The sequence below is a fragment of the Ruegeria sp. YTSB088 genome, from assembly GCF_059609825.1.
In genome coordinates this window covers 176,801-199,512 of the sequence record NZ_JBXWMM010000001.1, presented here as the reverse complement: position 1 = coordinate 199,512, position 22,712 = coordinate 176,801, and the positions used below count along the sequence as shown (strand labels likewise).

The 22,712-nt window shown below is 58.5% G+C and carries 24 protein-coding genes; 16 read left to right on the top strand and 8 right to left on the bottom strand.

The annotated features are described in order from the left end of the window. The first annotated feature begins 1 nt into the window (after position 1). The 4 genes from AC2FFA_RS01010 (at position 2) to AC2FFA_RS00995 (ending at position 4,375) form a co-directional block, all read left to right on the top strand. A complete protein-coding gene (locus tag AC2FFA_RS01010; protein ID WP_496849439.1) occupies positions 2-1,825 on the top strand; it encodes a DUF294 nucleotidyltransferase-like domain-containing protein in 1,824 nt (607 codons plus the stop codon). 27 nt (positions 1,826-1,852) lie between these two features. Further along, positions 1,853-2,371 (top strand): hypothetical protein, encoded by a 519-nt coding sequence (locus AC2FFA_RS01005; RefSeq protein WP_117869244.1) that lies wholly within the window; start codon positions 1,853-1,855, stop codon positions 2,369-2,371. A 2-nt stretch (positions 2,372-2,373) separates the two neighbouring features. Then, positions 2,374-3,786 (top strand): 3'-5' exonuclease, encoded by a 1,413-nt coding sequence (locus tag AC2FFA_RS01000; RefSeq protein ID WP_496849438.1) that lies wholly within the window; start codon positions 2,374-2,376, stop codon positions 3,784-3,786. Between the two features lie 88 nt (positions 3,787-3,874). Then, a complete protein-coding gene (locus tag AC2FFA_RS00995; RefSeq protein ID WP_496849437.1) occupies positions 3,875-4,375 on the top strand; it encodes a flavin reductase family protein in 501 nt (166 codons plus the stop codon). On the opposite strand, the gene AC2FFA_RS00990 is transcribed toward AC2FFA_RS00995, so the two are convergent. Genes AC2FFA_RS00990 through AC2FFA_RS00980 form a run of 3 tightly spaced genes read right to left on the bottom strand, consistent with a single transcriptional unit; the run spans position 4,372 to position 6,604 of the window. Beyond that, positions 4,372-4,851: a DUF6505 family protein gene (locus AC2FFA_RS00990; RefSeq protein ID WP_496849435.1), complete on the bottom strand. Its 480-nt coding sequence runs from the start codon at positions 4,849-4,851 to the stop codon at positions 4,372-4,374. The genes AC2FFA_RS00995 and AC2FFA_RS00990 overlap by 4 nt on opposite strands. Beyond that, on the bottom strand, positions 4,851-5,546 hold the full coding sequence (locus AC2FFA_RS00985) for a biotin/lipoate--protein ligase family protein (protein ID WP_496717325.1): 696 nt from the start codon (positions 5,544-5,546) through the stop codon (positions 4,851-4,853). The genes AC2FFA_RS00990 and AC2FFA_RS00985 overlap by 1 nt, the downstream gene beginning before the upstream one ends. Continuing rightward, positions 5,543-6,604 carry an Mrp/NBP35 family ATP-binding protein gene (locus AC2FFA_RS00980; RefSeq protein WP_299896331.1) on the bottom strand — a complete coding sequence of 354 codons (1,062 nt, stop codon included), beginning with the start codon at positions 6,602-6,604 and terminating at the stop codon, positions 5,543-5,545. The genes AC2FFA_RS00985 and AC2FFA_RS00980 overlap by 4 nt, the downstream gene beginning before the upstream one ends. Positions 6,605-6,726: 122 nt before the next feature. On the opposite strand from AC2FFA_RS00980, the gene AC2FFA_RS00975 reads away from it, so the two are divergent. Further along, positions 6,727-7,455, top strand: a complete 729-nt coding sequence (locus AC2FFA_RS00975; RefSeq protein ID WP_496671776.1) for a c-type cytochrome — start codon at positions 6,727-6,729, stop codon at positions 7,453-7,455. Here AC2FFA_RS00975 and AC2FFA_RS00970 read toward each other — a convergent pair. Further along, positions 7,449-9,401: a 4Fe-4S binding protein gene (locus AC2FFA_RS00970; RefSeq protein ID WP_496849433.1), complete on the bottom strand. Its 1,953-nt coding sequence runs from the start codon at positions 9,399-9,401 to the stop codon at positions 7,449-7,451. The two genes, AC2FFA_RS00975 and AC2FFA_RS00970, sit on opposite strands and share 7 nt — an antisense overlap. Positions 9,402-9,664: 263 nt before the next feature. Here AC2FFA_RS00970 and AC2FFA_RS00965 point away from each other — a divergent pair, with 263 nt between their 5' ends. The 11 genes from AC2FFA_RS00965 to AC2FFA_RS00915 all read left to right on the top strand — a co-directional run bounded on the left by AC2FFA_RS00965 (position 9,665) and on the right by AC2FFA_RS00915 (position 19,224). Beyond that, positions 9,665-10,219, top strand: a complete 555-nt coding sequence (locus AC2FFA_RS00965; protein ID WP_299896325.1) for a DUF3305 domain-containing protein — start codon at positions 9,665-9,667, stop codon at positions 10,217-10,219. After that, entirely contained in the window at positions 10,216-10,797 is a 582-nt protein-coding gene (locus tag AC2FFA_RS00960; RefSeq protein ID WP_496671770.1) for a DUF3306 domain-containing protein, read from the top strand. Before AC2FFA_RS00965 ends, AC2FFA_RS00960 begins: the two co-directional genes overlap by 4 nt. A gap of 4 nt (positions 10,798-10,801) precedes the next feature. Then, positions 10,802-11,413 carry a TorD/DmsD family molecular chaperone gene (locus AC2FFA_RS00955; RefSeq protein ID WP_117869253.1) on the top strand — a complete coding sequence of 204 codons (612 nt, stop codon included), beginning with the start codon at positions 10,802-10,804 and terminating at the stop codon, positions 11,411-11,413. Positions 11,414-11,470: 57 nt separating this feature from the next. Further along, entirely contained in the window at positions 11,471-11,659 is a 189-nt protein-coding gene (locus AC2FFA_RS00950) for a ubiquinol-cytochrome c reductase iron-sulfur subunit N-terminal domain-containing protein (RefSeq protein ID WP_117869254.1), read from the top strand. Between the two features lie 105 nt (positions 11,660-11,764). Beyond that, positions 11,765-14,659, top strand: coding sequence for a formate dehydrogenase subunit alpha (locus AC2FFA_RS00945; protein ID WP_299896316.1), 2,895 nt, complete (start codon positions 11,765-11,767; stop codon positions 14,657-14,659). 12 nt (positions 14,660-14,671) lie between these two features. Further along, positions 14,672-15,265, top strand: a complete 594-nt coding sequence (fdh3B, locus tag AC2FFA_RS00940) for a formate dehydrogenase FDH3 subunit beta (RefSeq protein ID WP_010439472.1) — start codon at positions 14,672-14,674, stop codon at positions 15,263-15,265. Between the two features lie 109 nt (positions 15,266-15,374). Beyond that, positions 15,375-15,725, top strand: a complete 351-nt coding sequence (locus AC2FFA_RS00935; RefSeq protein ID WP_496849429.1) for a putative quinol monooxygenase — start codon at positions 15,375-15,377, stop codon at positions 15,723-15,725. 27 nt (positions 15,726-15,752) lie between these two features. After that, entirely contained in the window at positions 15,753-16,949 is a 1,197-nt protein-coding gene (locus AC2FFA_RS00930) for a formate dehydrogenase subunit gamma (RefSeq protein WP_496849427.1), read from the top strand. Continuing rightward, on the top strand, positions 16,950-18,212 hold the full coding sequence (locus tag AC2FFA_RS00925; RefSeq protein WP_496849426.1) for a c-type cytochrome: 1,263 nt from the start codon (positions 16,950-16,952) through the stop codon (positions 18,210-18,212). It abuts the gene before it with no gap. Between the two features lie 13 nt (positions 18,213-18,225). Then, positions 18,226-18,351 carry a hypothetical protein gene (locus AC2FFA_RS00920; protein ID WP_256369669.1) on the top strand — a complete coding sequence of 42 codons (126 nt, stop codon included), beginning with the start codon at positions 18,226-18,228 and terminating at the stop codon, positions 18,349-18,351. Then, the gene (locus AC2FFA_RS00915; RefSeq protein WP_496849424.1) at positions 18,352-19,224 is read left to right on the top strand and encodes a substrate-binding domain-containing protein; all 873 of its coding nucleotides are present in this window, start codon (positions 18,352-18,354) and stop codon (positions 19,222-19,224) included. 48 nt (positions 19,225-19,272) lie between these two features. Here the strand turns inward: AC2FFA_RS00915 and AC2FFA_RS00910 are convergent, their stop codons facing one another. From AC2FFA_RS00910 to AC2FFA_RS00895, 4 genes are all read right to left on the bottom strand, one after another. Continuing rightward, a complete protein-coding gene (locus tag AC2FFA_RS00910; protein WP_496849422.1) occupies positions 19,273-20,088 on the bottom strand; it encodes an ABC transporter substrate-binding protein in 816 nt (271 codons plus the stop codon). Between the two features lie 22 nt (positions 20,089-20,110). Next, entirely contained in the window at positions 20,111-20,845 is a 735-nt protein-coding gene (locus AC2FFA_RS00905; protein WP_496849420.1) for an ATP-binding cassette domain-containing protein, read from the bottom strand. Next, positions 20,838-21,551 carry an ABC transporter permease gene (locus AC2FFA_RS00900; protein WP_496849418.1) on the bottom strand — a complete coding sequence of 238 codons (714 nt, stop codon included), beginning with the start codon at positions 21,549-21,551 and terminating at the stop codon, positions 20,838-20,840. Before AC2FFA_RS00900 ends, AC2FFA_RS00905 begins: the two co-directional genes overlap by 8 nt. A 157-nt stretch (positions 21,552-21,708) precedes the next feature. Beyond that, positions 21,709-22,698 carry an ABC transporter substrate-binding protein gene (locus AC2FFA_RS00895; protein WP_171613730.1) on the bottom strand — a complete coding sequence of 330 codons (990 nt, stop codon included), beginning with the start codon at positions 22,696-22,698 and terminating at the stop codon, positions 21,709-21,711. Between the last annotated feature and the right edge of the window lie 14 nt (positions 22,699-22,712).

The window sequence follows — 22,712 nt, the reverse complement described above, 5'->3', positions numbered from 1 at the left end:
GATGCCCCTGTCCCACGATGAAATTGCCCGGTTTCTGAAATCCGTTCATCCCTATGACGCGCTGCCGTCTGACGCCCTGGACCAGATCGTCAAGCAGATCGAGGTCTGGGAGGTTGAGGAAAACGCTTCAGTCTATGAACTCGGCCATACCCTGCCCGGTGTGTTCGTGATCTATGAAGGACAGGTTGAGATCACCGACGAGAACGGTGCAGTCGTTTCTCATCTGGGGTTGCGCAATTCCTTTGGTGAGCGCGGCCTGTTGAGAGACGGCAAAGCCGCCACCAAAGCCCGCGCGCATACACCATCGGTTCTGATGCTACTGCCACCGGATCTGGTCAGGCGGTTGATTGAAGGGCACGATGTCGTCGCCAAATTCTTCGATCGAACCCGGGGCGATCGCAGCGGTCCCCAAAGCCTCGCGACCAGCTCGATTGACGTTCTGATGGCGCGCAATCCTGCCACCTGCCCTGCGGACACGTCGGTTCAGGAAGCGGCCCGGATCATGCGCGACAAACATATCTCGTCGCTTTGCGTGACCGACGGAGATATCTTGAAGGGTATAGCCACCCTACGGGACATTTCGGGCAAGTATGTTGCAGATGGTTTGCCAGCAACCACACAGATTTCGGAAATCATGACTGCAAACCCCGTGACCCTGTCACCCAGTGATATCGGCTCGGATGTTCTTCACATCATGATGGAGCGCGGCATTGGCCACATCCCGATTTCCGAAGGCGGTCGTCTGGTCGGGATCGTGACACAGACCGATCTGACACATTATCAGGCCGTCAACTCGGCCGAGCTGGTTGGCCGCATTGCTAAGGCGGACACTGCTGAAGAAATGGCGCGCGTGACCGCAGAAATTCCGAAACTGCTGGTACAGTTGGTTGCTGGCGGGAACCGGCACGAGATTGTCACGCGGCTCATCACCGATATTGCTGACACTGCTACCCGCCGCCTGCTGAAACTGGCTGAAACCGAACTGGGACCGCCCCCTGTACCCTATTTGTGGCTGGCCTGCGGCTCACAGGGGCGGCAAGAACAAACCGGCGTATCCGATCAGGACAATTGCCTGATGCTGGATGACAGCGTCACCGACGCCGATATGACCTATTTCACCAAACTGGCCAAATTCGTCTCTGACGGGCTGGACGTCTGCGGGTATTTTTACTGCCCCGGCGACATGATGGCGACCAATCCGCGCTGGTGTCAGCCGGTTCGTGTCTGGCGCGACTATTTCAAGGGCTGGATTGCCACGCCAAACCCCGAGGCGCAAATGCTGGCCTCGGTCATGTTTGACCTGCGCCCCATCGGCGGCGCGTTTGAGTTGTTTGCCGACCTGCAAGCGGACACTCTGGCAGCGGCCCGAGCAAACTCGATCTTCGTCGCACACATGATTTCCAACTCGCTGAAGCATACGCCCCCCCTGGGCCTGCTGCGCGGTTTCGCGACGATCCGCTCGGGCGAGCATCGCAACACGCTGGATCTGAAACACAACGGAGTGGTGCCCGTTGTCGATCTGGCACGCATCTACGCATTGCAGGGCGAACTGACCGAAGCCAACACCCGCGCCCGCCTGAAGGCAGCCGAGTCCAGCGGTGTGCTCAGCCCCTCTGGTGCGCGTGACCTGCTGGATGCCTATGATCTGATCGCAGAAACCCGGCTGGAGCATCAGGTTCGGCTGGTTAAATCCGGAGCGATGCCCGACAACTATCTGCCACCGTCCGAATTGTCGGACTTTGAGCGAAGTCATCTGCGCGATGCCTTCGTGGTGGTAAAAACGATGCAATCGGCAGTTGGCCACGGCAAGGGAATGCTGGGCTGACATGCGTCTGAGGAACGGAGAGACCAAATGTTTCTGGAACTGATCGGTACGGTTTTTGCGGGGATCGCATTTGCAGGCATCGTTCTTCTGTTGAACAAGCTGACCGGAGGACGTTTGCCGAAATGGACCACTCCGGTTGCCGCTGGCCTCGGTATGATCGGAATGACCATCACCAGCGAGTATTCCTGGTATGACCGCACGCGCGACCAACTGCCCGAAGAGATGACAATCGTGCAAGAGGTCGAAAGTCGCGCATTTTATCGTCCCTGGACCTACGCAGTACCGTTCGTTGATCGCTTTGCCGCAATCGACACCGTATCTGTGCGGACAAATGAAAACGTTCCGGAACAACGGCTTGTCGATCTCTATTTCTTCGGCCGCTGGGCTCCGGTATCGAAGCTGCCGGTTGCTGTGAACTGTGCAGAAAACCGCCGCGCCAACCTGGCAGATGGCGCCGAGTTCGCCGATGACGGGCGCCTGGTGAACGCTGACTGGATTGCAGCCGGGGACAACGATCCCATCATCGAAGCCACTTGCGGGGTTTGATCATGCTTACCGGATTAAGTCTGAGGGTCAGGATTTTTCTGTTCTTCTGCCTCCTTGCTATTGGAGGGGTTGCGATAAGTGCCACCGCTCTCTGGATCACCTATTCCCGCGCGGGAAATCCCGATCTGTTGAATGATTTCGTCTTTGCTGAAATCCTGATCGGATTTGGATTACTGGCACTGGTTGCAGGTGTTTGGCTGCTGTTTGACGACAACGTCGCCAAACCGATCGAACGTCTTTCCGCCCAGCTGCGTGCCCGTGCTCATGCCGGTGTAAGCACCGACCTCGACATGCAGGCCGCGCGTTATCTGGGCGATCTTGCCCCGGCTGCAGCGGGATTGGCGGAACAACTCGCCTCGAACGCCATGCGCACAGCCGAAGCCGTCGCCGCGGAAACTGCGCATCTGGCTGCGGAGAAACAACGCCTGACCGCCCTGCTGACCGAAATCCCGGTGGCCATGCTGCTGGCCAGTCCGAAGCATCAGATCGTTCTGTACGATGGGCAGGCAGCCGAGGTTCTTGCCCAGATCGCGCATCCTCGTCTGAACGCGTCTCTTTTCGAATATCTCGAAGCCACCGGCCTGACAGACGCTTATGCCAAGATGTGCAAAACCGGAAAGGACGTCTATTGCACCCTGTCCAGCGTGGATGGGCGGCAGACATACTCCGCCCGGATGAAACCCTTGGGCGATGCACCCGGATATATGCTTGTCTTCGAAGACAGCGCGGCACATATGTCACCGGACGATGCCCGCCCGTTGGTCTATGATTTCGAACTTCTCAATACACCGGGGGATGACGCGTTCGAGAACCGCCCCCTTTCGGATCTGTGCTTCGTGGTCTTCGACACGGAAACAACCGGTTTGCTGCCTCACAAGGATGAGATTGTGCAGATCGGCGCTGTACGCGTTCTGAATGGCAAAATCGTTCAGGGTGAGCATCTGGACATGCTGGTTGATCCCGGCATTCCAATTCCACCTGCCTCGACCAAGGTACACAAGATCAGCGACCGCATGGTTCATGGCGCGCCGGATATTGCCGAAGCCGGGCGCGTATTCCATCAGTTCTCGCGTGACGCGGTGATCGTGGCGCATAACGCCCCGTTCGACATGGCGTTCCTGCGTCGTCATGCCAAACGGATGGGTGTTGAATGGGACCATCCGATACTCGACACGGTCCTGCTATCTGCGGTGCTGTTCGGGGCCAGCGATACACACACGCTGGACGCCTTGTGTGAACGGTTGGAAATTACGATCCCCGACGCTTTGCGCCATACAGCACTGGGCGATGCGGTTGCCACGGCCGAGGCATTGGTCAAGATGCTGCCGATCCTGCAAGCCCGTAGTCTGACAACCTTTGGCGAAGTGATTATGGAAACCCGTAAACACGGTCGTTTGCTGGAAGACCTGAACTGACGGCTTATATTGAACTCGGCAGTCAGCTTTTCATGGACAATCCGGGCCACGCATGGCACCTGATGCGCGGCCAAGGATTAAGCGCGCAATGACCGAAAAGACCTTTACACCGACCCCGGATCAAAGCCCCGCCTTTCGGGAAGCACTCGGATGCTTTGGCACCGGCGTCACGATAATTACCGCGCAATCCGACGAAGGTCCGCGCGCCATAACAGTGAATTCATTTGCGTCAGTCTCGTTGGAACCGCCACTGGTCCTGTGGTGTCTGGCCAGGGAATCATTCCGTTTCGATACGTTCAGTACCTGTGATCTCTATTCTATCCACGTCATGGCACAGGATCAGCAGGATCAGGCGTTGCGGTTTGCACGCGATGGAGCAGATTTCTCACATGCAGACTGGACCGAGGATGCGGTCGGGCGTCCACATCTGGCCCAGTGTCTGGCCCGGTTTGATTGCCGTCTGCATGCCCGTCATGACGCCGGCGATCATCTGATCATCGTGGGTCAGGTGGAACAGGTCATGTATCGCACCGGCAAAGGGCTGATCTTCAAACGCGGACAGTTCGGCGGTTTTGTCGACCTGATCTAATCGTCCAGCGACCCGTGAACCGCGAGCGCTTCCAGCTCGGCATCCTGTGGAGTGATCACCCGAAAAGCTTCGTGGACGCCTGTGTCGGTCAATTCCCTTGCGACAATCAACAGCGTGTTGGCCGCGTGGTCTTCGCACAGTTCCGACATGTGATCGATTTCAGCTTGGGCGACACCCAATGCCGCATCTATCGAGGGCGCGCCATAGAACTGCACAAAATGTTCGGCCAGATCACGCGTGATCCGGTTTTTCTCTGAGGCTTCGATCTGCGTCACGGCCACAAAAGTTACCCGGCCAAAGGTTTCCAACCCCAGCCAGCCATTCGCAAATGCCTGTCGCGCCTTGCCTTCAAGATCACCCTGGCCCCAGTTCGAAAACTCGAACCCGCCCGAAACGCACCACTCTCCGGTGCGAGCCGGGGAATGAAACACGTTCATGTCGCTTTCGTCGAAATGGATTGCTCGGGCCAGTTTCATTATCGGTTCTCCAACAAGTCGGTCAGGGGACGAAGGTGCGTATCGACCCCGTCGCGGATCAGCATCCCGAAACGTTCATCCGTTCCAAGGAATACGCCTCCGTCGATCAACGGTTCGCCTACACCACGCAGCAGGCCCATCCATTCGGCGTGCAAGGAGGCGTTGCCATCCTCCTGCCAACGGTTGAGCCAGGTCAACATGTGTCGTGACCAGCTTTCCACCAGCTGCGTTGCCGAAACCTCGGTACAGCCTTCATCGTACAGCGCTGTGATATCGGGGGTTTCGCCCGGCGCGTCACTGGTTTGCAACAGCGTCAGTTCCCAACCAACGATAAGCCAGTCCGGCTCTTCCTCGGGCATTGATGTCGACGCAGCCGCACGGAAACGGCCGCAACGAGCACCGTTTACACAAATCAGGCCATCCCAACCCAAATGCACGGCAACCTCTGGCGGGGCCAAAGCGCCCAGCGCGTTCTGGAATCCCACTGCGCAGAGCGGCAGCATCACCATCGCATCCTGCAACGGCACCTCGGGGGCAAAAACAATTGCCACCCGCAGGAAATCCGCCTGAACGTTGTAAACCACCGTCCCCGCATCGCAGCCCAGCGCCGCCATTGCCAGCGCGCGCTCGAACGGGTCCTCTCCGCCCTGCACGGGATTGCCAGTCAACAGTGGGGGGAATACCGGTTGGCTCATGCGTTGCCCTTGGCGATCAGGTCCCGGGCGATTTTGCGGAACGCCTCGGCCTGCGGGCTGTCAGGTTTGCTGACGACAATCGGCGCGCCTCCGTCAGCGGCGACACGGATGTCCAGATGCAAGGGGATTTCACCCAGCAACGGCACGCCCAGCGCCTCTGCCTCGGACTTGACACCACCATGACCGAAAACGTGTTCTTCATGTCCACAGTTCGAACAGATATGCGTGGACATGTTTTCGATCATCCCAACAATGGGTGTCTTGAGCTGATTGAACATGTCGATCCCTTTGCGGGCATCAATGAGGGCTACGTCCTGTGGCGTCGAAACGACAATGGCTCCGTCCACCTGAAACTTCTGGCTCAGCGTCAGTTGCACGTCACCGGTGCCCGGTGGCAGATCGACAATCAGAACATCCAACGCGCCCCATTGCACCTGGCTCATCATTTGTTGCAGCGCACCCATCAGCATCGGCCCCCGCCAGACAACCGCCTGACCTTCATTGGTCATCAAGCCCATCGACATCATGGTGACGCCGTGGTTGCGCAGTGGTAGGATCGTCTTGCCGTCAGGGCTGGCCGGACGGCCCGAGACACCCAGCATCCTGGGCTGCGACGGCCCGTAGACATCGGCGTCCAGCAAACCCACACGTCGTCCTTCCGCAGCTAATGCGCAGGCAAGGTTGGCCGATACAGTGGATTTGCCTACCCCACCCTTGCCGGACGCAACGGCGATGATCCGATCCACACCCGGTACCGCCTGCGGCCCGGTTTGTGATGGCTTGGGTTTCGGTTTCAGATCCGGCGGCGCCTTTTCGGAATGCGCGGTCATCATGGCCGAAACACTTGCAACGCCTTCAACCATGTGCGCGGCCTTTTCGGCCGTAGCGCGGACAGGTTCCATCTTTTCCGCGTTCTTCGGGTCGATCTCAAGCACAAAGCGCACAGTATCGCCGTCTACGTTCAGGGCACGCACGATGCCCGCACTTACAATGTCCTGCCCGGAAATCGGGTCGGTGATCTTTTTCAGGTTCGCCAGAACCGCATCACGAACACTCATGCTTGTTCCCCTTGATGTACCCTGCTGACAGGGGCGTGCGTATCGACTCACCGCTCATTGCACGTGTCTCCGTCTTTTTCTGTTCAATTGACGCATCCCACCCCGCGAAGTTACGTTGAGCCATGCGCTTTGTCCTCTTGTGCCTGAGCCTGACGCTCTCTGCCACCCCCTCTTGGTCACAAGAGGCTATTGGCCTTGCGGCCCCGGCAGACGTGAACGGCTCTGGCCTGTTGCAACATATCCTTCCTCGCTTCTCTCTCAAGACCGGGATCCGCGTTATTGCGGACGACGCCGGGGTTATGGTGCTGGAAACCGCGCCGCCCGGTGATCCGGTCTTTGCCCGCGGCGAGGTGATCTATCACCTGCGTATCGAAGACAGTGACCGCCAGGCCCGTTTTCTTGAATGGCTGAAGTCGGATATCGGCAAGCGCACGGTGGAAAGCTTTGCTCCGGCACAGGGAGAGCCCTTTTCTGCCAGCTTCGACCTCGCAGTTGTTGAGGCCGATGACATCGTCGATGGCGACACCCAACTCGGCGAAGAATTGTCGATGACCCATTGCGGACGCTGTCATGTTGTCGGGCCAAAGAACCGCATGAATGGCCTGGGGTCGACACCCTCTTTCGCCGTTCTGCGCGCAATGCCTGACTGGTCGCGGCGGTTCGAGGCGTTTTTCGCCCTGAACCCCCACCCTGCATTCACGCAGATCGACGGGCTGACGCCCCCTTTTGATCCCGAACGCCCTTCTCCAATTCACCCGGTTGAGATGACATTGGATGATCTTGACGCGATTCTGGCGTTCGTATCGCGCATCGACGCCGCAGATCTGGGTGCCCCTCTAAAGCTTCAGTGATCCTTTCTGTCCGAATAGTAATCCTCGGTTCTGACGACCCGAGGCCTGGGTTTTGACTGGAACGGATTGTCTTGCTGTTGAAACTGCACGTTCACCCGGCAATTGTCACACATCTGGATCATCCGCGCCTGATCTGAAGTCGCGAACATCGGGTGCGTACCCGACAGCTTCTCCATGATCCGCTCAACCGTGGATTTCACGCCGAACAGCGCCCCGCATTCTACGCAGGCAAAAGGTTCCTCTTCGTTCAGAACCTGCTGTGACAGGGCCGCATCGCTGAGATCAAGTTGTGGAACAAGAGTGATCGCGTCCTCGGGGCAAATGGTCTTGCACATCCCGCATTGCAGACAGGCGTCTTGCTGGAAGTTCAGTTGCGGCTTGTCCGGGTTGTCGATCAAAGCACCTGATGGGCACAGCGACACACAGCTGAGGCACAGGGTGCAGCTATCGGTGTTTACTGCAACCGCCCCGTAAGGCGCATTCTCGGGCAATGGCAAAGGCGCGTCGGCCTGCGGGTTCAGCGCCTGCGCTGCCAGCCGTGCAATTTGCCGGCGATTGCCCAACGGCAGAACCGGATCAGACAAAGGTCGGGGCACCGCTTGCCCATACAACAGATCGGACATCGCATCGGGGTCAGCCTCATCAATCAGACCTATTCCCTCCGAGCCTGCAATGGCATGTGCCAATTCGAGTTCCCGGTTCAGCGCTTGGCGTTCGGTCGTCGGGGCCAGAAGAACATCCACCCGTGCAAACCCATGCGCCAGAGCCGCCAGCATCTCGGCATGGCCAAAGCCAGAAATTACGTTCAGTTCCAACGGGATGACATCCGAAGGTAATCCGCGCCCGAAGCGAGCAGCCAGCCGGATCATCTCAGCTCCGTGGGCGTCATGAACAAGCAACCGAGGCGCAGTGCCACCAGCCCGGCGATAAGTGCGGGCAAGAATATGCATCCGCGACAACAGCGCCGAAACAGGTGGGTCTTCATAGGTTATGGCCGTTGAAGGGCATAGCGCGGCGCAAGCACCACAGCCGGCACATACCATCGGATCGACGGCGACATACTCGCCCGCCGGGGAAATCGCTCCGGTTGGGCAGATATCCAGACAGTTGGAACAGCCCACCTGCCCGGCGCGGGAATGGGCACACAGGGTTTCTTCCAACCGCACATAGAGAGGTTTTTCAAACGTTCCCACCAATTGTGCAGCTTCAAAAGCCAGCCTTTCCACAGCAACCGCATCCTTGGGATCAGCTCGCAGGTAGCCCTCGCGCTTAGCCGGAGCCTGAACAAAAGGTGTTTCACCCGCCAGATCAACGACAATGTCGCACGCAGAAAGCGCTCCGTCCTTTGGATCGGTCCATGCAAAAGCGCCGCGCCCTCCGGGTACGACTTGCTGCAGCGCGTCCAGCCGCAGGGAAAACCCACCTAGCGCACCGGAAACCGAACGAAGCCGCCCCCGCACCACGTCATAGTCCCGCGAGAGAGGATCCGACAGATCGGTCGTCATGACGGTCACAGCCATTGAGTCGGCCAGACGCTCTGCCAGATCAAAGGTCACCGTACCGGGCCCGATGATGAAACAGGTGCCTTCACTGAAGACATCCACGCTAGGCGTGACGGGTTGCGGCAATACGGCCTCGGCCGCCAAGGCCGCCATCTTGGGGGTCGCATCCGCACCTTGATCGGACCACCCTGCCCGATCGCGCAGATCGACAAATCCGGGCGCATCGATATTCAGGTCTTCGGCGAGTGATCGAAAAACTTCCTGCTCTTGCAGGCAGGCAATGACTGTTTCGCCTTCTTTCATCAGCTTGGCGGCTGATTTCAGTTCGGTTGTACAAAGCGCGGTGTGCGCTCTGGAACACCTGATACTGCAAGCGCTCTCAATCACATCCGGGTCCAGCGCCTGAGTACCGGCGCAATCGCATAGCAGTAGTTTGGTGCCCATATCCCCTCCTCAGGAAACCGTTCTGGTCCCATGCACACTAGGCTGTACCCCCGGCAAGACAACTTCAACCCCTTGCCGCACGCCCTGCTCCAGACTGCATTTCGGGCCAAATTGTCAGAAAACATAAGCGTTCATTGGGCCTGCTCACGCAGTTGCTACCCTGGACTACGACCAAAGTCGTAGAGCTTAGGCTTGGCACACAGCCAGTTTGTGTACCATAGTGGACTTGCAAAGGCAGGGGAGAGCCTTTCGGGGAGGAGCCAGTGGCCAAGGCCGCAAGCCAGACTGAAATGCCGGTTGGCGTCATCGTGCGCAAGACACCCGGGGTCACACGTTGGGCCCGGTGGAACTGGCGTGCCGTTGCCCTTTTACCCGGCGCAGGAGCAGCCAACTGGCAGGAGCTGCGCCGTGAAGGCGATGCGGTCGAGTATCACGCCGCCACCCTGCCGCTGACGCTCTGGGCAGATGAAACCGAAGCCTACATGGTCAACCTGTCGGATGGACAGCCTTCGCTATACCTTGTGCTGCGAGACGAACTGAAGGGTGACACGCCCCTGAATGCAGTTCTGATCACCGCCTCTCCGTTCGAAGGGCAGGACTATGCGGATACCGGCGAAGAAATTGTCGAGAAAATCCCGATGACCGAAGGGCTGATCGCCTGGGTTCGGGATTTCACACTGAAACATCATCAGCACGAAGTTTTCGTCAAGCGCCGCCGTGATAAGAAACGGACCGATCTGGTGGAAGACGGCAAAGGTGACGCGCGTATCAGGCAGGAATCGGACGTTTACCGCGCCCCCAGGAAGGTGTTCCAATGACGCGGCCGCGTGATTTCTGGTCGCGCCGAAAGGCCGCTGTTCAGGCTGAAGCCGAAGCCGAGGTTCTGGTTGCGGAAGACCAGGTGATCGCGGCTCAGCAAGCGGAGCTGGATGAAAAGACTGACGCGGACATTCTTGCTGAGTTTGACCTACCCGATCCGGACATGTTGCAGCCCGGCGATGATGTATCGGGTTTTATGGCCAAGGCCGTGCCAGATCGCCTGCGTCGCCGCGCCCTTCGTCGGCTGTGGCGGTTGAACCCGGTTCTGGCCAATGTCGACGGGCTGGTTGATTATGGCGAGGACTATACCGATGCGGCCTGCGTGATCGAAAACATCCAGACCGCCTATCAAGTTGGCAAAGGCATGCTGGCGCATATCGAAGCACTGGCGGCCGACGCAGAAGAAACAACAGACGATGTCGTTGAAAGTGAAGCCGATACGCGTACTGAACCCGAGGCCGCGCCGGTCGAACCCGATCTCGTTCCCGAGCCGGTTTCAGTCGCTCGGGCGGAAGAGCCGGAGGAATTCGACCTTCCCCCGGCACCACGTCGAATGATATTTGAATTTGAAGGATGACCGAATGACCGCAAGTGACGCGCATGCTCTGGACGTTTCAACCGAGGATCGCCTGCGCGCGGATTTCTACAACTTTCTGGGCTTGCTGCTGGCCGGCCCGCCCGACCAGATGCTGCTGGATCAGTTGGCTGGTCTGGGCGGCGATGACACTGACTTGGGCCAGGCCATTCAAGCCATGGCGCGGGTCGCCAAGGTCACCAAGCCCGCCGGGGCCGAGCGGGAATTCAATGCATTGTTCATCGGTTTGGGTCGGGGCGAATTGCTGCCCTATGCCAGCTTCTACCTGACGGGTTTCCTGAACGAAAAACCCTTGGCACAGCTGCGCAACGACATGGCGGTACGTGGGATCACACGTGCCCAAAACGTGTTTGAGCCTGAGGACAACATCGCATCATTGATGGAAATGATGGCCGGAATGATCGTTGGGCGTTTTGGCACCCCGGCCTCACTGGAAGACCAGAAAGCGTTCTGGAACAAACATATCGGCCCCTGGGCCACGCATTTCTATTCAGATTTGGAAGCCGCCGAGAACTCGGTTCTTTATGCATCCGTCGGCACCGCCGGTCGGGTTTTCATGGAGATCGAGCGCGAAGCATTCCGGATGACGGCGGGGTAACCCGCAAATCGCCGGTGTCCAATGGGCACCAAACCGCAATTGGGACAGGAGGAGCCCATGAGCAAGACCAAGGAAGAAGGCGCCACACGCCGCGACTTCCTCAAACTGGCCGGAACCGCAGCACCTGCTGCCGTTGCCGCCGCCAGCCTGACCGGGAAAGCCGAAGCGGCCGAGTTGCCGACCGACGATACCCGCATTCAGGATACTGCGCATACACGCGCCTACATCGAAAGCACCCGGTTCTAGGATCGGACGTTTTCACACCCGACTGACGGTTGCGATTGGCCCCGACGTCGGCTTCAGCAGTACCAAGCCAGCCGTGGCACACACGGCGCGCAAGGGAGGAAACAAATGCTTAGGAAAAAGACCAACGGGGTTGCGAGACGCCCCCAGCGGACAAGTATCCTGTCCCAGGTCGGCGAGAAAACCGTCGATCGCCGCGCATTCCTGCGTGGCTCGGGCCTGACGATCGGCGGCCTTGCCGCGATCAGCGCCACGGGTGGAACCGTGACGCCGGCCAGTGCCCAGACAGCGGCGAACACCGCCGTTGAAAACATCAAATCCGTATGCACCCACTGCTCGGTCGGCTGTACGGTCGTTGCCGAAGTGCAGAACGGTGTCTGGATCGGGCAGGAACCCGGTTGGGACAGCCCGTTCAACCTGGGTGCACACTGCGCCAAAGGGGCATCGGTTCGCGAGCACGCCCATGGCGAACGCCGCCTGAAATATCCGATGAAAAAGGAAGGCGGAGAGTGGAAGCGCATCAGCTGGGAAGAGGCGATCAACGAGATCGGCGACGGCATGATGAGTATCCGCGAAGAATCCGGGCCAGACAGCGTATACTGGTTGGGTTCCGCGAAACATAACAACGAACAGGCCTATCTGTTCCGCAAGTTCGCGGCCTATTGGGGCACGAACAACGTGGACCATCAGGCCCGTATCTGCCACTCGACCACTGTTGCTGGCGTTGCGAATACATGGGGCTACGGCGCCATGACCAATTCGTACAACGACATGCACAACAGCAAGGCGATCTTCATCATCGGCGGCAATCCGGCCGAGGCGCACCCCGTCTCGCTGCTGCATATTCTGCGCGCAAAAGAGCAGAACAACGCACCGCTGATCGTCTGCGACCCGCGCTTTACACGAACCGCGGCCCATGCGGATGAATATGTCCGTTTCCGTCCCGGCACAGATGTTGCGCTGGTCTGGGGTATCCTGTGGCACATCTTCGACAACGGTTGGGAAGACAAAGAGTTCATCCGCACCCGCGTCTGGGGCATGGATCAGATCCGCGAAGAAGTTGCCAAGTGGAACCCGGATGAGGTGGAACGCGTCACCGGTACTCCGGGGTCGCAGCTGAAGCGTGTTGCCCGCACGATGGCGAACAACCGTCCCGGTACGGTCGTCTGGTGTATGGGCGGTACACAGCACACCAACGGCAACAACAACACCCGCGCCTATTGCGTGCTGCAGCTTGCGCTCGGCAACATGGGCACCTCTGGTGGTGGCACCAATATCTTCCGTGGCCATGACAACGTTCAGGGCGCAACGGACCTAGGTGTTCTGTCCCACACCCTGCCCGGTTATTATGGCCTGTCAAAGGGAGCATGGGGCCACTGGGCACGTGTCTGGGGTGAAGAGCCTGAATGGCTGGCGGGTCAGTTCGCGTCGATCAAGGACAAGGAAGGCAAGGATAAGTCGCTGCAGAATGAGCGTGGCATTCCGGTCTCCCGCTGGATCGACGGTGTTCTGGAAGATCCGGCGAACATGGATCAGGACAACAACGTCCGCGCCATGGTTCTGTGGGGTCATGCGCCGAACTCGCAAACGCGGGGCCCGGAAATGAAAACGGCAATGGAAAAGCTGGACATGCTGGTCGTAATCGACCCGTACCCCACCGTTTCTGCCGTTCTGCATGACCGCACCGATGGCGTTTACCTGCTGCCGGCCTGCACACAGTTTGAAACGCGGGGCTCGGTCACGGCTTCGAACCGTTCGCTGCAATGGCGTGACAAGGTGGTAGATCCGCTGTTCGAAAGCTTGCCGGACGAGGTCATCATGGCCAAGTTCGCCAACAAGTTCGGCTGGGCGGATCGGCTCTTCCGCAATATCGAGATGGAAGACCCGGAAACCCCGAATGTTGAAAGCATCACGCGTGAGTTCAACTCGGGCCTCTGGACCATCGGATATACCGGTCAGTCGCCGGAACGCCTGAAAAGCCACATGGCCAACCAGCACACGTTCGACAGAACCACGCTGCAAGCCATTGGTGGACCAAACGACGGCGAGTATTACGGTCTGCCCTGGCCCTGTTGGGGCACCGCCGAGATGGGTCATACGGGGACACCAAACCTCTATGACATGTCCAAACCGGTGGCCGAAGGCGGCCTGACCTTCCGCGCCCGCTTCGGTGTGGAACGCGATGGTGACAACCTGCTGGCCGAAGGGGTCTATAGCGTCGGATCTGAAATTCAGGATGGATACCCTGAATTCACGATGCAGATGCTGATGGACCTTGGCTGGGATGGCGATCTGACGGCTGAGGAACGCGCGGCGATTGATGCCGTGGCAGGACCAGAGACCAACTGGAAAACCGACCTGTCCGGCGGTATCCAGCGGGTTGCAATCGCCCATGGCTGTGCGCCCTTCGGGAACGCCAAAGCCCGCGCGGTTGTCTGGACCTTCCCGGATCCGATCCCACTGCATCGCGAACCGCTCTATACGAACCGGCGCGATCTGGTGGAGGACTATCCGACCTACGAGGACCGTCAGGCCTATCGTCTGCCGACCTTGTATGCCTCAATTCAAAAGAACGACTTTTCAAAGGATTATCCGATAATCCTCACGTCAGGTCGTCTGGTCGAATATGAAGGCGGCGGCGAAGAAACCCGGTCGAACCCGTGGCTGGCCGAACTGCAACAGGACATGTTCGTCGAGATCAACCCCCGCGATGCCAACAACCTTGGTATTCGGGACGGGGCGCAGGTTTGGGTGGAAGGTCCCGAAGGCGGCAAGGTCAAGGTGATGGCGATGCTGACCAACAGGGTCGGTGCCGGCGTGGCGTTTATGCCATTCCACTTCGGCGGCCATTTCCAGGGTCAGGATTTGCGGGACAAATACCCCGCAGGCGCTGATCCCTATGTGCTGGGTGAAAGTTCCAACACCGCCCAGACCTATGGCTATGATTCAGTGACCCAGATGCAGGAGACCAAAGCGACTCTCTGCAAGATCTCGGCAGCGTAAGGAGGACGATAAATGGCTAGAGCAAAGTTTCTCTGCGACGCTGAACGCTGCATCGAGTGCAACGCCTGCGTAACTGCGTGTAAGAACGAGCACGAGGTGCCCTGGGGCATCAACCGCCGCAGGGTGGTGACGATCAATGACGGCAATCCGGGCGAACGCTCGATTTCGGTGGCCTGCATGCATTGTTCCGACGCGCCCTGCATGGCGGTTTGCCCTGTCGACTGCTTCTATCAGAACGAAGAAGGGGTCGTCCTGCACTCGAAGGACCTGTGCATTGGCTGCGGCTATTGCTTCTACGCGTGCCCATTCGGCGCGCCGCAATACCCGCAGGCTGGTAACTTCGGATCGCGTGGCAAGATGGACAAATGTACCTTCTGTGCCGGCGGCCCCGAGGAAACGCATTCGACCGCAGAGTTCGCCAAATATGGTCGCAACCGGATCGCCGAGGGCAAACTGCCCATCTGCGCCGAGATGTGCTCCACCAAGGCCCTGCTCGCTGGTGACGGCGACGTGGTGTCCGCAGTTTACCGTGAACGCGTCGTGGCGCGCGGTTTCGGCTCGGGCGCCTGGGGTTGGGGTACTGCCTACGACCAGAAAGACGGGTAAAACCCGGCCTTAGAAAAATGGCCTCCCGCCACGTGCGGGAGGCTTTCCGGATGCTTCGAGCAGGGATCCGTTTCCTGCATTGGCACAACAATCTATTTTAGAGGCGCACATGACCAATGATGTTTACTGGCTGCTGAAACTTGACCTTAATCTGGATAAAAAGAGTGAGTTCGAAGCGCTTATGGCAGAGATGGTCGCGGCCACGCAGCAGGAGACCGGTGCCAGAAGCTATGAATGGCACATGACCGGTTCGGCCGTCCATATCTTCGAACGCTACGCCAGTTCCGAAGATGCCATGATACATATGCAGAATTTCGGTGCGCATTTTGCTGAACGTTTTCTGGCCCTTCTGACGCCAGTGGGATTGGACGTTTATGGTCCGGCCAAGGATGATCTTCGCGAAGCACTCACGCCAGTCGGCGCCGTTTTTCACCAGCAAATCGGTGGATTTGACCGCTGATATGAAAATGCACAGGAGGATACCCCTATGCGCCTGATTCAGTACCTGCTCGTTTCGATTTTTCTAACCGGAGCCGCATGGGCGCAAGAGACCTCTGAACCCACGGCGGATGAGCGCACCTCGACCGGCGGAGCGACAACCCTGGAAGATATTCTTGCCCGGCAACGTGGTGAGAATGTCGACAACAGCTATCGCTCTGAGAATACCGGTCAGGGCAATGCAGAGGGGTTGCTGGGCCAGCTTGGCACGCGCGGCGTGGCCTCGGACAGCGACGTGTACCGCGCATTGCGCTACGGCTCGGCTGATGTGAAGGTGTCGTCGCATGGCCCTGCGGCGAGCGTGTTGATTCAGGATGGCGGCATGTGGTGGCTGAACTTCCGCACCGGGCCACTACGCGAATACGGCACCTATATCGTTGCCGGGATGCTGGGTATCATCCTACTGTTTTTCCTGATCCGTGGCAAAATACGCATCGACGGTGAAAAAACCGGCCGTACGGTCACGCGTTTCAACGGGTTTGAACGGTTTGGTCATTGGCTTTTTGCGGGGTCGTTCCTGATCCTTGGTGCAACTGGCCTGCTGACGCTTTACGGGCGTGACTTCCTGATCCCGCTGTTCGGGAAGGAAGGGTTTGCCACCATTGCGCAAGGTTGCAAGTGGCTGCACAACAATCTGGCCTGGGCCTTCATGCTTGGCCTGATCATCGTCACGGTAAACTGGATCGCCCATAACATCCCCAACCGCGTGGATCTGAAATGGCTGGCCGCAGGCGGCGGATTATTCACCAAGAACAGCCACCCGCCGGCAAAGAAGTTCAACGCGGGCCAAAAGATCATCTTCTGGGCGTGCATCCTGCTGGGCGCATCGATTAGCCTGTCGGGTCTGTCGCTGTTGTTCCCGTTCGAGATGCCCTTGTTTGCAAAAACCTTCCAGATCGCCAATTCGACCGGTATTCCGCAAATGATGGGCCTGAACCTGCCGGTGCAGATGTCGCCGCAGGAAGAGATGCAATACGCCCAAGTCTGGCATGTGATGGTGGCTTATGTGTTCATTGCGATCATCGTGGCGCATATCTATCTCGGCTCTGTCGGAATGGAGGGCGCCTTTGACGCCATGGGCACCGGCGAGGTCGAAGAACAATGGGCGCGCGAACACCACTCGCTGTGGCTGGAGGAAGTTCAGGAAAAAGAGGCAGGCAAGGCCGCCGCCTCACCCGCTGAATAGATGCGGGGGCTGGTTCTGGCCCTGGCGCTGATCCCGCTGCCCGCCTTGGCCGAATTCTTCACACTCAAAGGGCACGGCGGCCCAATCATGGGAATCGCCACAGCCCCGGACGGGCGTATCGCAACTGCCAGTTTCGACAATTCCGTCGGGCTATGGGCTGATCAGAACCCCGAATGGCTGGAGGGTCATGAAGCTGCCGTGAACGCCGTTGCCTTCAATGGTACTGCCATCTATTCCGCCGGAGATGACTTCACTCTGCGCAAGTGGCCCGGTGGTGACGTGATTGGGCGCCATCAGGGCAAGATCGTTGGTCTGGCAGCGTCCAAGACACACGTTGCGACCGCCAGTTGGGACGGAACAATCGGGGTGTGGCCCGTAAACGGAACCGGCCCCACTACTCTTGGGCCAACCGGAAGCGGTGTGAACGCCGTGGTGTTTTCTTCTGACGGCACGCAGCTTTATTCGGCAGGTATGGATGGATCGCTGCGCATCTGGGACGTGATGAGTGGACAAGAGATCACCCGTCTCATCGAACACGGGTTCGGCATCAATGAACTGGTCCTGAATGAACCAGACAACTGGATCGCTTACGGTGCTGTTGATGGCGTGACCCGAATACTGGACCTTTCCACGGGTGAAGAACGTGATTTTACGCTGGATCGCCGACCCATCCTTGCCTTGGCACTCAGCCCGGATCGCAGGCTTCTCGCCGTGGGTGACGGCGAAGGTTATATCATGGTCATCGATACCGCCGAATGGCGTATCACGCGGGATTTTCGCGCGACGTTGCGAGGGCCAGTCTGGGCCCTGGCCTTTTCCGTCGATGGTGAAAACATCCATGCGGGCGGAATAGACGAGGCCATGTACAGTTGGCCCGTAACCGCCTTTTCCGACCAGCAACAAATGGCGGCAGCAGAGCCGAGTTTCCTCAAAAACCCTGACGAGATGGACAATGGTGAGCGTCAGTTCGCGCGCAAATGTTCAATCTGCCACAGCCTGACACCCGACAGCGAACGCCGCGCAGGTCCTACCTTATACGGGGTTTTCGGCAGACGGGCCGGTACGTCGCCCGGATATTTATACTCGGACACGCTGCAAGGCTCTGACATCATTTGGAATGACGAAACAATAAATGCTCTTTTCGACGAAGGGCCTGACCATTACATTCCGGGGTCTAAGATGCCGATGCAGCGAATTACGGCAGCTCAGGATCGTCACGATCTTATTGCTTTTCTACGCCGCGCAACGGGTGCCCGGAACTGAACTGGAGGAGACCATGAAAGCCTTTCTTGCCGCAGTCGCCGCAATGGTCGTCATTGCAGTAGCAGCGCCTTTTGTGCTGGAGCAGATCGGATTCAGCGCCGCCGACGCCACGTCCGGCTCTGCCGTGCGCCTCGACTGAATGTCGCAATACCTGACCACCCGCGAACTGGCCGATCTGCTGCGCATTGGCGAGCGCAAAGCCTATGATCTCGCCTCGTCAGGCGAGGTGCCCTGCGTGCGCGCCATGGGCAAACTGCTGTTCCCGCGCGCCGAGGTTCTTGCCTGGCTCAACGCTTCGCGATCCGGTCCACAGGTTGCCGAACCGCCCCTGCCCCAGATTGTTGCCGGCAGCCACGATCCCCTGTTGGACTGGGCGCTGCGCAAAAGCGGTTCGGGGCTTGCCACCTATTACGACGGTTCTTTTGACGGGCTGACAAGGCTGAGTGAACGCAACGCACAGGCTGCGGTGTTGCACATCCACGAAGATGGAGGGTTCAACAAAGACTCTCTTCGGGGCGCCCTTGGCGAAGCACCGGTGATCCTGTACGAAGTCGCCCGGCGCAAGCGCGGGCTGCTTCTTGCCCCGGACGTATCGGATATCAAATCATTCGAAGATCTCAAGTCGCGCCGCCTGATCATGCGTCAGGACAGTGCAGCCAGCCAACGCCTGTTCGAAACACAGCTTGAAGCACGTGGCATGTGCCGAGACGATCTGGACGTAACCCCCGGCTGCGCACGCACCGAAGAGGAACTGGCCATCGCCCTTCACGACCAAAAGGCCGAGGTTGGCTTTGGGTTGGGTGCTTTGGCAGGGCTTTACAACCTGGGCTTCGTCCCCACCCATTCCGAGAGGTTGGATTTGGCGATTTGGCGCAGGTCATATTTTGATCCGCCAATGCAAAAACTGATAACGCTGCTGCGCTCGGATCAATTTGCGCAAAGGGCCCGTGAATTCGGTGGCTACGACCTGTCAGACCTGGGCACGATACACCACAACGGTGCCAGCGGGTGAACCATCACCCACCTTGTTCCTTGTCATGGTACTTCTGCCGCAGGCCAGCTATTGGGCGTTCGGAAAGAACACCTGCTGCCCGTCCAGCCTGAACGACGCGATCGCCTCCTGCCCGTCCGGCCCCGTCAGCCAGTCGATAAAGCGTTGACCGGCAGCTGCCCGCACATGCGGGTGTTTTTCAGGATTCACGAGGATCACACCGTATTGATTGAACAGGCGCGGATCCCCCTCGACCAGAACGCCAAGGTTTCCCCGGTTTCCAAAAGACAACCACGTGGCCCGATCCGTCAGCGTATAGGCATCCATTCCACTGGCCACGTTCAGCGTCGCCCCCATACCAGATCCGGTCTCGCGATACCAAGCACCTGAAGCCTCGGCAGGGTCCAGCCCGGCCGCGGACCAATGGCCCAGCTCGGCCTTGTGCGTTCCGCTGTCGTCACCGCGAGATGCAAACGGAACTTCAGCCTCGGCGATTCTTGAGAGCGCGGCCAACACATCGGTGCCGCCGCGAATTCCAGCAGGGTCAGACTTGGGGCCTATCAGAACGAAATCATTATACATCAGATCCTTCCGCTCCACGCCCCAACCGTCAGCAACGAACTTCTCCTCGGCCGGTTTGGAGTGAACCAAAAGAACATCCCCGTCCCCGTTGATGGCGTTGCGAATGGCCTGACCGGTGCCCACTGCCACAACACGAACATCGATACCTGATTCGGCTTCGAACCACGGCAGGATGTAATCCAACAGTCCCGAGTTCTGCGTTGACGTTGTCGACTGCACCACAATAAATGGTTCTTCTGCTGAAACCGCGCTGGTCAACAGGCCCAAAGCTATCACCGCTGCCCGAATTGGTTTCCGGAACATCACACTCTCCTCTTTCTCTTTTTCAGGTAACCAATCCGCCCGCCAAATAGCGGCGCGACGCATCGCTTTCGGGAGAATCCAAAACCTGTTTTGCCGCACCGTGTTCCACGACATGTCCGCCCTGCATCATGACCACGTCCGAGGCCAAACGGCCTGCCTGACCGATATCATGCGTCACCATCACGACCCGCACAGCCCGAGCCGAAGCCCGTAATATCATTCGTTCAATCATCTGGGTCGCGCTTGGATCCAGTGCGCTGGTGGGCTCGTCCAGAAACAAAGTCTCGGGGCTCAATGCCAGCGCCCGTAGAATCGCCAACCGCTGCGCTTCCCCTCCGGACAATGATCGCGCGGGTTGTCTGGCCTTGCCGTCCAGCCCGCCTTCGGTCAGCAATTCGGCGATGCGGGCCTTTCGTGCCGTTCGCCCCATGCCTTGACGCTTTAGAACGAAGTCAAGGTTTGCCGCAACTGATCGACGCAGTAGAACCGGTTTCTGAAACACCATGGCCTGGCGGGCTTTTTGTGCCGCGCCAAGAGGTTTTCCATCCTGGACGACCTGCCCCCGATCCGGAGTGATCAGCCCGTGCAGACAGCGCAGCAACAGGCTTTTGCCTGCACCGTTGGGACCAAGGATCAAGGTTGGCCCCGGCCCATCCAATACCAATGACGAGACGTCCAACAACGCCTTGCCACTACTGCGGATTTGCAGGTTCTCGACCTTCAGGCAATTCACCATGTCGCAGAGCAGGTCACGCATGGCGCACCCCCTCCTGTTCGGCGCGCAGGCTGACCGCGCTCACCATCGCGTTCACGGCCACCGCTATCCCAATCAGGATTGCCCCCAAGGCCAGTGCCAGCGCCAGATTTCCCTTCGAGGTTTCCAGCGCGATGGTTGTGGTCATCACGCGCGTAACATGGTTGATGTTGCCGCCCACAATGATCACCGCGCCCACCTCGGCAATGGCGCGCCCAAACCCCGCAAGCAAGGCCGTGACCAATGCCAGCCGTGCATCCCACAGCAGCACAGGGACCGATGCAAGCCGTGACACGCCCAGTGATCGCAACTGTTCAGAGTACTCCTCGGCCAGCATTTCGACCACCTGTCGGGTCAGCGCGGCAACAATAGGAGTGACCAACACGACCTGAGCGATGATCATTGCCGTCGGGGTATACAAAAGCTCGAGCACACCCAGCGGGCCAGAACGGGACAGCATCAGATAGACCAGCAACCCCACAACCACGGGTGGGAACCCCATCAAGGCGTTCATCAGAACGATCAGCATCCGCCGTCCCGGAAACCGGGCCACAGCCAAAGAAGCACCGACAGGCATGCCAATCAGGGCAGAAATCAGAACCGCAAACACGGATACTTTAAGGGACAACAGCACAATCGCCCAAAGCTCTGAGTCTCCCTCAAAGATCAGAGCGATCGCAGAATTGAATTCTGATGCAAATCCCTGCATTTTTTTCCACTTTTTCTGCATTCCGTACGAAATGCGCTCTTTTACAAGCAAATAATACTCTGTTTTTGGTTTGAGTACAGACACATATCCGGCATTCTAAATGAAAAACGCGGCCCCGATTGGGACCGCGTCTCAATTCGTGAATAGAGGGCTGAAGTTAATTCAGCGCAGCTTCGGTGATCTGATGCGTCCAAGCCCCTTCGGGCTTTTTGGTGATAACCGGATCGGAACCGCCTGCCAGCAGAGTGTTGACAGTGCGGTCGAAATCAGCCGGGTCCAGCGCTCCGTTCGACCCTGCGGTCAACTTGGCGATCTCACCCATCATACGCTTTTGGTGTTCTTCCGTCTGGGCACCGGTTGCATCGTTTTCCAAAACGATTTCCGCCGCTTCGTCTGGATTCTCCTCCGCATATTTCCAACCCTTCATGGACGCGCGAACGAACCGCTCCATCTTGTCAGTGAAGGCCGCATCGCTCAGGTTCTCTTCCAGAACGTAAAGACCATCTTCCAGCGTCGCCACGCCCTGGTCTTCGTACTTGAAGGTCACCAGTTCATCCGGGCTGACACCGGCATCAATGACCTGCCAGTATTCATTGTAGGTCATGGTGCTGATGCAATCCGCCTGACGCTGAAGCAACGGGTCCACGTTAAAGCCCTGCTTCAGAACTTCCACGCCGTTTTCGCCTTTGCCATCAGTGCTGATGCCCAACTGGCTCATCCAGCTCATGAACGGAAACTCGTTGCCAAAGAACCAAACACCCAGCGTGCGGTTCTTGAGATCCTCGGGCGACGAGATCCCGGCGTCTTTCCAGCAGGTCAGCATCATGCCAGAGCTTTTGAACGGTTGAGCAATGTTCACCAGCGGCAGCCCTTTTTCACGAGCAGCAAGCGCGGCGGGCATCCATTCGACGGTGACATCAGCGCCACCGCCTGCAATCACTTGCGTCGGAGCGATGTCAGGTCCGCCGGGAAGAATGGTGACGTCCAGCCCCTCTTCTTCGTAAAAGCCCTTGTCCTTGGCAACGTAGTAGCCCGCGAATTGTGCTTGCGTGACCCACTTCAGTTGCAATGTCACCTCGTCCGCAGCCAGCGCCGCACTGGCTGCCAGACCAAAGGCGGCAACCGCCCCGCTGAGTAGCTTGTTCATCTTCAATTCTCCTA

Bases quoted from the DNA above. Each gene is read 5' to 3' on its own strand.
- AC2FFA_RS01010 (WP_496849439.1), top strand. From the start codon at position 2: ATGCCCCTGTCCCACGATGAAATTGCCCGGTTTCTGAAATCCGTTCAT.
- AC2FFA_RS01005 (WP_117869244.1), top strand. From the start codon at position 1,853: ATGTTTCTGGAACTGATCGGTACGGTTTTTGCGGGGATCGCATTTGCA.
- AC2FFA_RS01000 (WP_496849438.1), top strand. From the start codon at position 2,374: ATGCTTACCGGATTAAGTCTGAGGGTCAGGATTTTTCTGTTCTTCTGC.
- AC2FFA_RS00995 (WP_496849437.1), top strand. From the start codon at position 3,875: ATGACCGAAAAGACCTTTACACCGACCCCGGATCAAAGCCCCGCCTTT.
- AC2FFA_RS00990 (WP_496849435.1), bottom strand. From the start codon at position 4,851: ATGAAACTGGCCCGAGCAATCCATTTCGACGAAAGCGACATGAACGTG.
- AC2FFA_RS00985 (WP_496717325.1), bottom strand. From the start codon at position 5,546: ATGAGCCAACCGGTATTCCCCCCACTGTTGACTGGCAATCCCGTGCAG.
- AC2FFA_RS00980 (WP_299896331.1), bottom strand. From the start codon at position 6,604: ATGAGTGTTCGTGATGCGGTTCTGGCGAACCTGAAAAAGATCACCGAC.
- AC2FFA_RS00975 (WP_496671776.1), top strand. From the start codon at position 6,727: ATGCGCTTTGTCCTCTTGTGCCTGAGCCTGACGCTCTCTGCCACCCCC.
- AC2FFA_RS00970 (WP_496849433.1), bottom strand. From the start codon at position 9,401: ATGGGCACCAAACTACTGCTATGCGATTGCGCCGGTACTCAGGCGCTG.
- AC2FFA_RS00960 (WP_496671770.1), top strand. From the start codon at position 10,216: ATGACGCGGCCGCGTGATTTCTGGTCGCGCCGAAAGGCCGCTGTTCAG.
- AC2FFA_RS00955 (WP_117869253.1), top strand. From the start codon at position 10,802: ATGACCGCAAGTGACGCGCATGCTCTGGACGTTTCAACCGAGGATCGC.
- AC2FFA_RS00950 (WP_117869254.1), top strand. From the start codon at position 11,471: ATGAGCAAGACCAAGGAAGAAGGCGCCACACGCCGCGACTTCCTCAAA.
- AC2FFA_RS00945 (WP_299896316.1), top strand. From the start codon at position 11,765: ATGCTTAGGAAAAAGACCAACGGGGTTGCGAGACGCCCCCAGCGGACA.
- fdh3B (WP_010439472.1), top strand. From the start codon at position 14,672: ATGGCTAGAGCAAAGTTTCTCTGCGACGCTGAACGCTGCATCGAGTGC.
- AC2FFA_RS00935 (WP_496849429.1), top strand. From the start codon at position 15,375: ATGACCAATGATGTTTACTGGCTGCTGAAACTTGACCTTAATCTGGAT.
- AC2FFA_RS00930 (WP_496849427.1), top strand. From the start codon at position 15,753: ATGCGCCTGATTCAGTACCTGCTCGTTTCGATTTTTCTAACCGGAGCC.
- AC2FFA_RS00925 (WP_496849426.1), top strand. From the start codon at position 16,950: ATGCGGGGGCTGGTTCTGGCCCTGGCGCTGATCCCGCTGCCCGCCTTG.
- AC2FFA_RS00920 (WP_256369669.1), top strand. From the start codon at position 18,226: ATGAAAGCCTTTCTTGCCGCAGTCGCCGCAATGGTCGTCATTGCAGTA.
- AC2FFA_RS00915 (WP_496849424.1), top strand. From the start codon at position 18,352: ATGTCGCAATACCTGACCACCCGCGAACTGGCCGATCTGCTGCGCATT.
- AC2FFA_RS00910 (WP_496849422.1), bottom strand. From the start codon at position 20,088: ATGTTCCGGAAACCAATTCGGGCAGCGGTGATAGCTTTGGGCCTGTTG.
- AC2FFA_RS00905 (WP_496849420.1), bottom strand. From the start codon at position 20,845: ATGCGTGACCTGCTCTGCGACATGGTGAATTGCCTGAAGGTCGAGAAC.
- AC2FFA_RS00900 (WP_496849418.1), bottom strand. From the start codon at position 21,551: ATGCAGGGATTTGCATCAGAATTCAATTCTGCGATCGCTCTGATCTTT.
- AC2FFA_RS00895 (WP_171613730.1), bottom strand. From the start codon at position 22,698: ATGAACAAGCTACTCAGCGGGGCGGTTGCCGCCTTTGGTCTGGCAGCC.